The sequence below is a fragment of the Geodermatophilus sp. SYSU D00703 genome, assembly GCF_054050155.1.
Genome location: NZ_JBJGYU010000003.1, coordinates 276,883 through 289,351, shown reverse-complemented (window position 1 = coordinate 289,351; position 12,469 = coordinate 276,883). Strand labels below are relative to the sequence as shown.

At 70.1% G+C, this 12,469-nt stretch carries 10 protein-coding genes; 7 read left to right on the top strand and 3 right to left on the bottom strand.

Annotated features, from left to right (window positions below; translation table 11 throughout):
• The first annotated feature begins 49 nt into the window (after positions 1–49).
• The 6 genes from ACI782_RS06455 (at position 50) to ACI782_RS06430 (ending at position 7,208) form a co-directional block, all read left to right on the top strand.
• The gene (locus tag ACI782_RS06455; protein WP_456907265.1) at positions 50–1,486 is read left to right on the top strand and encodes an oligosaccharide flippase family protein; all 1,437 of its coding nucleotides are present in this window, start codon (positions 50–52) and stop codon (positions 1,484–1,486) included.
• 37 nt (positions 1,487–1,523) lie between these two features.
• Positions 1,524–2,666: a glycosyltransferase family 4 protein gene (locus tag ACI782_RS06450; RefSeq protein WP_456907264.1), complete on the top strand. Its 1,143-nt coding sequence runs from the start codon at positions 1,524–1,526 to the stop codon at positions 2,664–2,666.
• Complete coding sequence (locus ACI782_RS06445) at positions 2,663–3,796, top strand: glycosyltransferase (protein WP_456907262.1); 1,134 nt, start codon at positions 2,663–2,665, stop codon at positions 3,794–3,796. Before ACI782_RS06450 ends, ACI782_RS06445 begins: the two co-directional genes overlap by 4 nt.
• A gap of 205 nt (positions 3,797–4,001) precedes the next feature.
• Positions 4,002–5,228, top strand: coding sequence for a putative glycoside hydrolase (locus tag ACI782_RS06440; RefSeq protein WP_456907260.1), 1,227 nt, complete (start codon positions 4,002–4,004; stop codon positions 5,226–5,228).
• A gap of 243 nt (positions 5,229–5,471) precedes the next feature.
• On the top strand, positions 5,472–6,455 hold the full coding sequence (locus ACI782_RS06435) for a hypothetical protein (RefSeq protein WP_456907259.1): 984 nt from the start codon (positions 5,472–5,474) through the stop codon (positions 6,453–6,455).
• Between the two features lie 219 nt (positions 6,456–6,674).
• Positions 6,675–7,208 carry a hypothetical protein gene (locus tag ACI782_RS06430; RefSeq protein WP_456907257.1) on the top strand — a complete coding sequence of 178 codons (534 nt, stop codon included), beginning with the start codon at positions 6,675–6,677 and terminating at the stop codon, positions 7,206–7,208.
• A 251-nt stretch (positions 7,209–7,459) separates the two neighbouring features.
• Here ACI782_RS06430 and ACI782_RS06425 read toward each other — a convergent pair whose 3' ends face one another.
• From ACI782_RS06425 to ACI782_RS06415, 3 genes are all read right to left on the bottom strand, one after another.
• Positions 7,460–7,873: a hypothetical protein gene (locus ACI782_RS06425; RefSeq protein WP_456907255.1), complete on the bottom strand. Its 414-nt coding sequence runs from the start codon at positions 7,871–7,873 to the stop codon at positions 7,460–7,462.
• 27 nt (positions 7,874–7,900) lie between these two features.
• Positions 7,901–8,164, bottom strand: coding sequence for a hypothetical protein (locus ACI782_RS06420; RefSeq protein WP_456907253.1), 264 nt, complete (start codon positions 8,162–8,164; stop codon positions 7,901–7,903).
• A 435-nt stretch (positions 8,165–8,599) separates the two neighbouring features.
• The gene (locus ACI782_RS06415) at positions 8,600–9,325 is read right to left on the bottom strand and encodes a DUF6308 family protein (RefSeq protein WP_456907251.1); all 726 of its coding nucleotides are present in this window, start codon (positions 9,323–9,325) and stop codon (positions 8,600–8,602) included.
• Positions 9,326–9,640: 315 nt separating this feature from the next.
• Here ACI782_RS06415 and ACI782_RS06410 point away from each other — a divergent pair, with 315 nt between their 5' ends.
• The gene (locus ACI782_RS06410) at positions 9,641–12,400 is read left to right on the top strand and encodes a type I restriction endonuclease subunit R (protein WP_456907249.1); all 2,760 of its coding nucleotides are present in this window, start codon (positions 9,641–9,643) and stop codon (positions 12,398–12,400) included.
• Positions 12,401–12,469 lie beyond the last annotated feature (69 nt).

Genomic DNA, 12,469 nt, shown 5'->3' with positions numbered 1-12,469 from the left:
CCGTCGGAGCCGCGGTCGGGCAGGACCGGCACGCGGGGAGGTCCCGCCAGTGAGCCGCGGACTGGCAGGCGTCGCCTCCCGGGGGGCGCTCTGGCTCGGGCTGGTCAACCTGTTGAGCAAGGGGTCGCAGGTCGTCGTCACCCTCGCGCTGGGGGTGTTCCTGACTGCCGGTGAGCTCGGCACGGTCACCGTGACGGTGGCGCTGGTCAACCTCGCGCTCGTGCTCCAGTCGGCGGGTGTGTACGACGTCATCGCCCGCACCTCCGAGGACCCCCGCCGGTTCGCCGGAACGGTGGGGACCATGTCCGTGGGCCTGGCTGCCCTCGTCGCGCTCGTGGCGGTCGTCTTCGCTCCACAGATAGCCGTCCTCTCCGGCGCTCCCGGGGCGACCGACCTGCTGCGGGTCGCCGTGTTGAGCCTGCCCTTCACCGCCTTCGCCGGGGTGCAGATGGCCTACCTGCACCGCCGGTTGGACTTCGGTCGGCGCCTCGTGCCGGATGCGGGCAGCGCGCTGGCGGGCGCGGCGGTGACCATCGCGTCAGCCGCGACCGGACTGGGGGAGTGGTCGCTCGTGGCCGGACTGGTGACGACGGCCGTGCTCGCGCCTCTGCTGGGCGCAGTTGTCGGGATCCGGGTGCGGCCACGTTGGTCGACGGAGCACGCGCGGTCCGCAGCCCGCTGGGCGGCGGTCACCGGTCCAGGGGCGGTGCTCGGCCTGGTGCTCCTCAACCTGGACTACGTGGTGATCTCCCGTGTCCTGGGTGAGGCCGCGACCGGTGTGTACTCCTTCGCCTTCCGGATCGCCTTCGTCCCGTACGTGATGGGTGCCGTCGTGCTCGGCGGAGTCGCCTTCCCTCTGTACGCCCGGCTCATGGAGTCCGGTGGCGAGCGGGCCATGGCCCCTGCTGTGGTGCGTCTCGTGCACGTGGTGACGGCGACCACGGGTGGCGCCTACCTCGCCCTCGCGCTGCTCGCCGACCGCATCGTCGTCATCGATCCCCGGTGGGCGGGGTCGGCGCCGGTCCTCCGGGTCCTCGCCCTCTACGGCGTCCTGCTCGGCCTCGTCCTCATGGGCCATGAGGCCCTGCGTGCGTCCGGACGTCCTGGGCTTTACCTGCGAGCCCAGGTCGTCCACGTGGTGGTCCTGCTGGCCGCCGCCGTCGCGCTGGTCCGTTTCGGCATCGTGGCGGTGGCTTGGGCCCAGGTCGGCGCCGTTGCGGTCGCCGCCCTCCTCGTCGCCGCCATGCTGGGTCGGGCTGACCTGCTCGGAGCCGGCCTCGGCCGTGCACTCCTCGCACCCCTCCTCGCCGCCGCCGTGGTGGCGGCTCTGCACGAGGCAGCGCGCTGGATGGGTGTCCTGCCACCGGCGGACTCTCTGGTCGGCGCTGCCGTCGTCGGTGTGCTGGTCCTGCTGGCCTACGGCGGGGTCCTCGTCCTCGTCGACCGGCCCCTGCTCCGGGACCTGCGGGCGGCGGTGGCACGGTGACGAAGAGCCCGTGGACCGAGAGATGGAGGGATCGAGGATGACCGGTCCGGCAGGAGTCCGCCGACTGGCCTATCTGCTGACCCAGGACCAGGGTGGGCCGGTCGATGTCACGGTCGAACTGGCCCGGGCCATGAGCCAGGTGCCCGGCTGGGAGGTCCGGCTGCTGGGCCCTCGGCCGGCTCGCGGCGCAGAACGCGTCGCCGACCTGCACACCGAGGTGCTCGTCGAGGGGAAGGGGGCAGTCGGGGCGATCCGCCGGGCCCGGCGTCAGGTGGCGGCCTGGCGACCCGACGTGGTCCACGCGCAGGACCGCAGGGCGGGCCTGGTGTGCGCCGGGTTGGGCTGGGGGCCGTCCCGGGCCGCCCGGCCGGGCGCGGTGGTGCACACCTACCACGGTGTTCCCGACGACGTGGCCGAACCGTGGTTCCGGGGAGACGGGGGCAAGGGTCCCTCGCACTACACACGTGCGGTCCTGGCCGCCGACGCCCTGGTCGCCCGATCGGTGTCCCGGACCATCGTCCCCGCCGCGTCGATGGGCCGGTTCCTGCGCGAGCGGCTCCGGGTCCCCGCCGGCCGGATCGTCCACATCGACAACGGGCTGCCGTTGCCTGCGGTCTCCGTGCCGGACCGGCCGGTGCGCCGACTGCTGTTCGTCGGGTTGCTCGTCCGGCGGAAGGGGGTGCACGTCCTCCTCGAGGCGATGGCCCGCGCTGCCCTGCCGGCCGACGTGACACTGCAGGTCGCCGGCGACGGCCCCGAGCGGCCTCGACTCGAGGCAACCGCATCACGGCTCGGGCTGCACGACCGGGTCACCTTCCTGGGCTTCCGCCGGGATGTGCCCCGCCTGCTGGGGGAAGCGGATGCCTTCGTGTTGCCGTCGGCGATGGAGCAGCAGCCGCTGGTCCTCATCGAGGCACTGGGCGCCGGCAAACCGGTCATCGCGACGGACGTCGGAGGGATCGCGGACATGATCGCCGGTGCCGGGATCGTCGTGCCGCCGGGAGATGTCGCGGCGCTGACCCTCGCGTTGCAGGACCTCACGACCGGTGACCAGGCGGCCCGGTGGGGGGCGCGGGGCGCAGCGGTCGCGCGGGAGCGCTTCTCGGTGCAGTCCGCCCGTGATCGGCACCTGGCGCTCTATGAGTCCCTGCTCGGATCGGGACCGGAGGGGTGGGCGTGACCGTCCACGTGGTCCACGTCGCACAGCCGACCACCGAGGGCGTCGCCCGCTGTGTCGTCGGCCTGGTCCACCACCAGGTCTCCGCCGGGCTCGACGTCACCGTCGTCTGCCCCGACGACGGCTGGCTGGCCCGGGAGGCCCTGGCGGGTGGGGCGCGGCACGTGCCGTGGGCGGCGCAGCGCACCCCCGGACCGGTCGTGGCGCGGGAGACGCTGGCCCTGCGGCGGATCCTCCACCGCCTGGGTCCGTCGCTCGTCCACCTGCACAGCGCCAAGGCCGGCCTCGCCGGCCGCCTGGCCCTGCGGGGCGGCGTGCCCACCGTCTACCAGCCGCACGCCTGGTCGTTCCTCGCCGTCCAGGGCGTGCTGCGGCGGGCCACGCTGGCCTGGGAGGTGTGGGCGGTGCGGTGGACCGAACGCGTCGTGTGCGTGAGTGAGGCCGAGTGCCACGACGCGGCTGCGCTCGGTGTTCAGCTGGACGGGGTGGCTCGCGTCGTGCCCAACGGGGTCGACACCTCCCGTTTCGGACCTCGGGACCGCGCCGAGGCCCGCGCCCGGCTCGGACTGGGCGATGGGCCACTGGCGGTGTGCGTCGGGAGGCTCAGCGAGCAGAAGGGGCAGGACGTCCTGCTCGAGGCCTGGCCCGCGGTCCGGGAGTCGGTGCCCGGCGCGCGCCTGGCCCTGGTGGGGGAGGGGCCGTGGCTGGACCGGCTGTCCTCGTCGGCCGGCGAGGGTGTCGTCCTCGCGGGGCACAGCCCGGATCCCCGGGACTGGTACGCCGCTGCTGACGTGTTGGTCGTGCCGTCCCGCTGGGAGGGGATGGCCCTGGTCCCTCTGGAGGCGGGTGCGAGCGGCCGGAGCGTCGTGATGACCGACGTCGCGGGGGCCCGGGAGGTCCTGCTACCCGGCACCGGGGCCGTCGTGCCCACCGAGGACGTCGCTGCGCTGGCGGGGGCGGTCAGTGCCCGCCTGCAGGATCGAGCAGCGGCCGACCGCGAGGGAGCAGCCGCGCGGGGTCACGTGACGGACTCGTACGGGCTCTCGGCGAGCGGCGCCCGGATGCTCGAGGTCTACGCGGAGGTGCTCGACGAGCCCTCGGTGGGCTCCCGGGACGACGAGGCGGATCGGTAGTCGCGGCGATCCACGGAGGTGGCTCCGGAGCAGGAGACGGGGGAGCAGCGTGGGACCGACGCCTGCGGCGGCGACCGCCACCGGGGAGCCGGGGGTGAGCGGTGAGCACGTCGGAAGTCACCCGGACGGAGGATCCAGCACGGGCACGGACCGGTCGACACCTGCTCCTGTGAGCAGGTTCCCGAGGACGCGCAGGGTCTGGCGAGTGGGTGGTGCAGTGCTGTCGGCAGCGCTGGTCGTGGTGCCGAACGCCTCGACGCCGACGGTGTCGTCTCCCGACGTCACGGCATCGGCGGCCTGCCGTCCGTCGACGGGGTCCACGGCGACGGGGGACGCTCTCGCACGGCGTGGCTTCTGGTACGCGATCGGGGACCGGCCGACGGAGCGGGAGATCGACGCAGCGGCCTCCCGGTACGGCGTGGTCGTGCTCAACCCCTGGGAGACCTGGGCCCTGGAGCGGCTCAAGCAGCGTGACCCGTCAGTGGTCGTACTGGTCTACAAGGACCTCTCCAGCACCCGCAGCTACCACACCGGGCCGCTGCCCCCGTCCGGGGTCGGCTACGGCGAGGCCGATCCCTCCTGGTTCGCCGTCGACGACGTCGGGGAGCGGATCGAGTGGGACCCGTACCCGGGCCACTGGCAGATGGCGGTGTGGGACCCGGCGTACCAGGAGCGCTGGGTCGACGACGTCGTCCACGAGGTCGTCACCGCCGGCTGGGACGGCGTCCTCGCCGACAACGACGTGTCGACGCTCAGGTGGTACGACGCCGCGCTCCTCGCGGGGACGTCGTCGGCGGAGGAGACGGATGCGCAGCTCCGGCAGGGCCTCGACGAATTGGTGACGCGGGCGGGTCAGGCACTCCAGGCCCAGGGCAGGGCGCTGGTGCCGAACGTCTCCGACGCCCGGCTGCACGAAGGCCGGTGGGCGTCGCACGCCGTCCACGGCGGGGCGATGGAGGAGAACTTCGCACACTGGGGGACCGACCCCGCCGACGGGTTCCTCTGGGACTGGGGTCCGGCGGGCTGGGTGACGCAGACAGGTCAACTGGCGGGGCCTGGGCTGTCCCTCACCGTGACCCGTGCGGCCGAGGGGGACGCCAGGACCCTGCGGTACGGCTACGCCAGCGCCCTCGTCCGCGGCGACGACCGCGACTTCTGGACCCCCTCGACCACCGCAGCAGGGGACTACACCGAGCCGGAGTGGCTGGCGGAGATGTCCATCCCGGTCGGCCCAGCGACCTCTGAGGCCGTCCGGGAGCCGTCCGGTGTCTGGAGCCGCAGGTTCACCGCGGCGTGGGCAGCGGTCAACCCCACCCAGGTGACGGTCACCGTGGTCCCACCCAGGGGGACGGTGGACAGGGATGGGCGGTCCGTGCGCTCGGTGACCCTTCCTCCGACGTCCGGCGCGGTCTTCCGGGTCGAGTGCCGTTGAGGAGCCCTGATCGACGCCGCCCGCCTCAGCCGAAGAGCATGGTCCCCTCGGGAGGGGGCCGGCCGACCGGCGGTCCGGCCACCCCACGTCCTGACGCCGGCGTGTCTCCGGCGTCCGACGCGCCGCTCCGGAGTCCCGTGCGGCCCAGAGGTGACCGGATAACACTGGGACCCCCGGCCGCGGACGGGGCCGGAGGCGGTGCGGGACGGTGACCGGGCACGGACGCGACGGTGGGAGCCGACGATGACCTCGAGGGATCCCTGGACAGCCCTGGCCGCGGACCTGCCCTTCCTCCCGCTCGAGCAGCGCAACGCGGTGCTGGACGCCCTCTGCTACGACGTGGGCAGCCTGTCGGCCGAGGAGCTGGCGCAACTGTCGCCCCTGACCGACCGCGAGGGCGGCGTCGTCGTCGTGCCGCCCACCGGCAGGGGAGCGGTGCGGCACCACCGGACCGCGCTGGGCTTCCTGAACGCCGAGGGGGAGCGGATCCGGGCCCTCGCCGTGGCCGGTGTCGGCAGCTCCGTCGTCGGCACGGCGGCGCTGGCGCGCAACGTCGCGGACGCGATCGGCTCCGACGTCGCCGGCGTGGTGACCGGCTACGGGCTGACCGACCTGGTCACCGAGGCCCTCGGCGGCTGGTTCTTCTTCGGCGCGGCCGACCGGGCCCGGATGTGGCTCGAGGAGTGGATGGAGACCTCGCGGGTCGCGCTGACCGGGGCGGTCCCGGCGGCGCTGGCCGCGCGCGACATGGAGCCGCTGCGGCACCTGCAACCCGTGCCCGGTCCCGACGTCGCCACGGTCGGCGAGATCCTGCGGGCCGGGCCACCGGAGCTGGTCCTGCTGGTGGGGCACAGCAGGGGCAACCTGCTGCTGGACGTCGTCCTGGAGGAGCTCGTCGACGAGCTGGACGGCGACGAGCACGCGTGGTTCGACCGGCTGCACGTCGTCACGTTCGGCGCGGTCGTCGACCTGCCGGTGGAGTTCCGGCACGTGCAGCAGTACCTGGGCTCGCTGGACCTGCTCGGTCGGCTGAACTCGCGGCGGGGCACGTCGCGGACGACGGTCCCGCGCGCCGGGCACCACCTCAACCGCCGGCTGCCGTACCACCTGGACGCCGTTCGGGCGCTGCAGGACCACCTGGCCGGCGGTGCGGTGACCCGGCTGGGCCGGGAGGAGCAGGAACGGCCGGTCGCGGACGAGGCGCAGCCGCAGGCCTGGTGGTCGTGAGGACGTCGGTCCGAGTGTCCGTTCGCAATGAATCTGGCACTCCATACTGGTCCTAGTGCCAGATTTATTGAGAAGGAGGTGCCCGGAGACGTCTCAGTCGTTCTGACATTTCCGTAAAGAACGCGGTGGGCCGCTGGGCTCCCTCCGGGGGAGCACCGGTGAGGATGCGGTGCAGTCAGGCCGTCGTGAGACTCCCGCGGCCGGGGACAATCCTGGTCCATGCTGCAGGACGAAAATCATCAGACGCGCCTTGCCGTCCTCACCGCGATCTCACAGGTCTCGACCGACTTGCCTCGGCTCGTCGCGCTTCTCGCCGACGCTGACGACGACACCGATGCGCGCGAGAGACTCCAGGAGGCGTACAAGTTCACCCCAGTGCAGGCGCAGGCGGTGCTCGACGCCCAGCTCCAGGGGTTCAACCGCGCGCGTCGTGCCGCGCGGGAGGATCAGCTGAGAGTTCTCCGCGAGGCGTTGTCACAGCCCTGGGACCCGCCGCTCACCCTCGGAGTCGCCATCCAGTCACCGCGGCAGGCCTCCCTCGTCATCGAAGGCGACGAACACCGTGTCGAGGGTCGAGAGTTGGACGACACTGTCGTTCGCATCGTCGACTTGGTCCGCCACAAGCTGGCCCTTCCGCGTCGTCGCCGGGTCTCCGTCACCGTTAGCACCGGCCTCGTCGCAGCGCCGACGACCATCCTGATCGACCCGGTGTCTCACGCAAGTTACTTCTACGGCGACGAGGAGGCGCACTAGGGCCTGTCCTGCGGATCTTGTGCCCCACCGCCCACGTCCGCCGAAGGCGGCCTAGGGGTCACGGGGAGGAGCCTCTGGCGCAGGAGTCATGCCCTTTTTGCCCTGATGGCGACGGACAGCTCGAAGGGCCGCCTAGTTAGCTCACGGATGCGTTGTAGCGCCGTGCTCATCCACTCTTCCCGCTGCTCTGCCCTGCCCGCTACGTCAGCTGACACGACGGGACGCCTTCCTTGATGACCCCTGACAGTAGGTCAGGCCAGCCGCCCGCCCTCCGCGAAGAACTTGTAGACGGTGTTCATCTGCGTGACCCAGAATCGCTCCGCAGCCAAACGCGACGGGTTCTTCTCCAGGATGCCCATCTGCTGGGCGAGCTGGTAGAAGCCGCCCCCGGCATCGTTGGCGCCCAGATAAATCACGATCGATGACAGCATGGCGCCGACGCGCGGGTAGGTGTCTTCCACGATGAGGCCGAGCAGGTGGCCCATACCAGCCCGCTCAACCTGCTGCGAGAAGTCGAACGCCGGGTAGCCGGTCCGCTGGGATAGGACCGTGCTCATCTCGGTGTACGAGGTGTCGCGACGAAGCTTGCCGCGCTCCTGCAGGAACTCCTTGCCTGCAGACACCAGTCCTGGCCATTGGTCATTGGGGCGGCCGTATGCGGGCATGGGTCAACCTCCTGAGGGATAGGCCTGTCAGGGCCGACGGCCGAGCTGCCGATCGGCGACCGGCACCGGCTCCGGCGCCGGTTCCCCCTGGGCAGCGAGCCACCGCGCCAGGCGGTTGAAGTTGGCAGGGTGGTAGTCCGCCGAACGCGGGTTGCTGCTGAAGACCACCTGCAGGCCGGGCTTGTCACCGTCCTCGCCGCGGATGGCCGGGTCACTGGTGGCCATCCGGATGCGGTCCGGCGTGTCCTCATGCCACCACACGAAGAAGCCGTCGATAGGCGGAGCACTCATGGGGCGACGGTAAGCAGGCCGGGGTCGAGCGCTTCCCGACGCGCCCGAGGCACTGCCGGATTCAGTGGCAGACTGCCGCATGCTCCCCTTCACCCTCGGCCGCATCACCATCGGGGCTGCCGGAGCGGACGCCGGGGCCACATACCTGTGTCCCGAACGCGGCCATGGCAGAGATGCCGACCCTCGCCCGCCGCCTCCTCCGATGGACATGGACGACCCGTAGCTGTCCATAGGTGGGCCGCTCAGGGACACCGGCAGCAGTCGCGGCGCCACATGATCCACAGGACGGGCCCTAGCAATCGCTTCAGTGGTGACTCATGCAGCCGTGATCAGCCGTCTAGGCAAGCAGAGTGTCCCTGTAGCCACCTCAGGGGCGCCCGGTTGACATGCTCATCTTGCCGACGTTGTCCGGACTCGAGGGGAGCCGTCATGCCCTCAGTGTGGGAGCCACGTCCATAGAGCAACGTCAAGTACGCGTAGCCGCACCGAGTCGCATTGCACCCGATGCGCGGCCTGCACCTGGTGGGTGAGCTCATCGATCCGATCGACGATGTAGTGGTCCCTCATCAGGTGCGCGAAGACCTGCCAGTCCACCTGGGGGTTGCCCTTGCGGCGTTGCGGCGTGCCGAACAGTCCAAGGCCCTTGCAGACAATGTTGTCTCGCACGGGGAGCAGTCGCGGGCGCTTGCGGGCGCACAATTTGGCTGCGGTCACCCAGGGGTTTGAAGCTGGCACCCAGGGGTCGCGGCAGGCCTCATAGATCTCACTCCACAACGCCTCCATAGCCAGATAGGTCTTGCGGTCCGCGTCCGCCAGGTCGGTGGTCAGGTCCAGGCCGGCCAGAGCGGCATCGATGTCCGCGCGCCTGGCTTGATCAGTGAGAAGTCGACGCGTCGCCAACGGCTTTATCCGCACGCTCAACACGGTCACTGCGTGCAGGTCGGCCACGGTCACCGTCGCCGGCTCGATCGGTTCCAACTCCAGGAAGGTGGTTCCTGCCCCCCGCTTGCTGGGCTGGTAGTAGTTGGCCAGGCGCCTCACGGCGGGCCTCTCGGAGTCGTCGCTCAACGCTCTTCTGGCGACGCGGAGCGCCCGGTCGACCTCGTCGTCGGTCGGGCGGAGCCAGTCGTCTGGCACGTCCAGGGCGGCCGTTGCTGTCATGTGCGGGCACGGTAGCGCCGTCTCTCCGGCGGCTCCGCCAAGGCGCAGGAGCCGTGGCGCTGCGAGGACGGGCGGCCGCTGTCTCCTGGCTGCCGAGGATGGTCCCCGGGGCGGATCGCCAGCCGTGACGTCCCTTCTGTGCTCGCGCGGGATGGCGGAAAGCGCCTCGTCGTTGGGGCCTGCTGAACGCACCCGTGCACGTCGAGAACGATCAGCGGAGCCTCAGTCACCCCGGAAGTCCCATACTCCCCGAGGGTTACAGCGGGCGAGTCAGACGCTGGCTTGTCGCTGGCCTCACCTACGCTCCGCTCGACCATGAACGAGGAACCCCAGAGTCACCTCCCTGCCGAGCAGCGGGCTCGCGTGCTGATCGACGAGCAGCTCACGGCCGCCGGATGGGTCGTGCAGGACCGCAAGGACATGAATCTCTTCGCGGGCCGAGGCGTGGCGGTGCGCGAAGCGATCATGGCCAAGGGACATGGCAGAGCGGACTACCTGCTCTACATCGACAAAGCGGCTGTCGGAGTCATCGAGGCCAAGCCTCAGGGCACCACGCTGTCCGGCGTCGAATGGCAATCCGCCATGTACGCCGACGGCCTTCCCGCTGACGTACGCCTGAAGGCTCTTACGGTCGACGGCCGGCTGCCTTTCGTCTTTGAGGCCAGCGGTACCGAGACGCACTTCACCAACGGCTACGACCCGTCCCCTCGGGCGAGGCGCATTTTCGCGTTTCCCAGGCCGGACACCCTGGCCCGAACCCTGCGCGACGTCGAGGCAGACCCGGTGCGGCCGACGTGGCGAGGCAAGGTCCAGCACATGCCCGAGCTGGACGTGGCGCCACTCCGTCCCGCGCAGATCCAGGCCATCAACGGCATCGAGCGCAGCCTTGCTGAGCAGCGATACGACCGGTCCCTGGTGCAGATGGCGACCGGGGCCGGCAAGACCTACACCGCGGTGACGAGCTGCTACCGCCTGCTGAAGCATGCCGGCTTCCAGCGCGTGCTCTTCCTGGTGGACCGCAACAACCTCGCAGACCAGACCCTCGCCGAGTTCCAGAACTACCGCACGCCTGACGACGGCAGGCGCTTCACCGAGATCTACAACGTAGACAAGCTCACCAGCGCAGGGACGCTCGCCAGCAGCCACGTAGTCATCTCGACGATCCAGCGCGTCTACAGCGTCCTGAGTAACAAGCCGGTCAGCCAGGAAGACGACCCTGACCTCGACAGCTACGTGCCGGACGAACCCGTGCCCGTGGCCTACAACGGCGCCATGCCTCCCGAGGCATTCGACCTCGTGATCGTCGATGAGGCGCACCGGTCGATCTACGGGGTCTGGCAGAACGTGCTGCGCTACTTCGACGCACACATCGTCGGGTTGACCGCCACGCCCGGTAAGGCAACCTTCGGCTTCTTTCGCCAGAACCTCGTCAGCGAGTACACGTACCCGCAGTCGGTCGCCGACGGGGTCAACGTTGACTTCGACATCTACAAAATCCGGACCCAGATCACCCAGGACGGCTCACGCATCGACGCCGGAACTGTGGTGCCCACCGTGGACCGACGGACTCGCGTGCAGAAGCTTGTCGCCCTCGACGAGGACCTGGCGTACACGGGCAAACAGCTCGACCGCGCGGTCACCTCGACGAGCCAGATTCGCCTGGTCCTGGACACGTTCCGCGAGAAGCTCTTCACAGAGATCTTCCCGGGACGCTCGACGGTGCCCAAGACGCTGATCTTCTGCAAAGACGACGCTCATGCCGAGGAAGTCGTCACCACGGTGCGCGAAGTCTTCGGCAAGGGCAACGACTTCGCAGCGAAGATCACCTATGCCGCGACGGACCCCAAGGGCCATCTCCAGCGCTTCCGCACGTCCGCGTCGCTGCGCATCGCCGTGACGGTCGACATGATCGCCACCGGCACGGACGTGAAGCCGCTGGAGTGTGTGTTCTTCATGCGCGACGTGCGCTCCGCTCAGTACTTCGAGCAGATGAAGGGCCGCGGCGCTCGCACCATCCCGTCGGCCGACTTCCAGGCCGTCACGCCGGACGCTGACGCCAAGACTCGCTTCGTCCTCGTAGACGCCATCGGCGTCACGGAGCACGAGTTCGTGGACCCGCCGCTGAACCGGGAGAAGGGCCTCAGCCTCCAGCAGCTGCTGGGCAAGGTAGCGACCCTGACTATCACCGAGTCTGAGACCGCCACGCTGGCGTCGCGGCTGGCCGCCCTCGAAGTGCAGGTCACACCAGCGGAACGGGAAGAGCTGGACGCCGTGGCCGGCCAGTCCCTTCGCGGACTGATCCGTGGACTGGTGGACGCCGTGGACCCTGACATCCAGGCCAAGGCCATCGCCGGTGCGGCAGATCCTAAGGCTGCGATCCAGCAGATGGTGGACAAGGCCATCGAGCCGCTCGCGGCCAACCCGGATCTTCGTAACCGGATCCTCGAGCTGCGTAGGGCTCACGACCGGGTGATCGACGAAATCAGCGTCGACGTGCTTTTGGACGCCCATGGCGTCGTTGACACCTCCCGTGCGCAGTCCATCGTCGAGTCCTGGAAGCAGTACCTCGTAGATCACCGGGACGAGATCACGGCCATCCAGCTGATGGGCGAGGCCAAGGAGCGTCGCCTCTCCTTCAGCGACATCAAGGAACTGGCAGACCGGATCAGCCGGCCGCCTCAGAGCTGGACGCCCGAACTCATCTGGGCGGCTTACGAAGCAGTCGAAAAAACCCGGGTGCGGCGCAGCGACCGCCACACCCTGACGGATCTCGTATCGCTGCTCCGCTTCACGCTCGGGAACGACGCGGAGCTAATTCCTTACAGCGATCGCGTTCGCGAGCGCTACGCAGCTTGGCTGCTACAGCAGGAACAGGCTGGCACCCACTTTGCGGAAAACGAGCGGTGGTGGCTCGACCGGATGGCTGAGGTCGTGGCGACCTCTGCAGGCGTGAGCCCGGACGACTTGGAGTCGGCGCCCTTCACCGAGCGCGGAGGCGTCGATGGCGCAGTCCGCGATCTGGGGTCGGAAGCCGGCTTCCTCATTGAACAACTGAACTCGGAGTTGACCGCATGAACGGGCAAGTCCTCCCCACCGACTGGGCGTGGATGCCGATCTCCCAACTACTTAAGCCTCTCGCCAAGG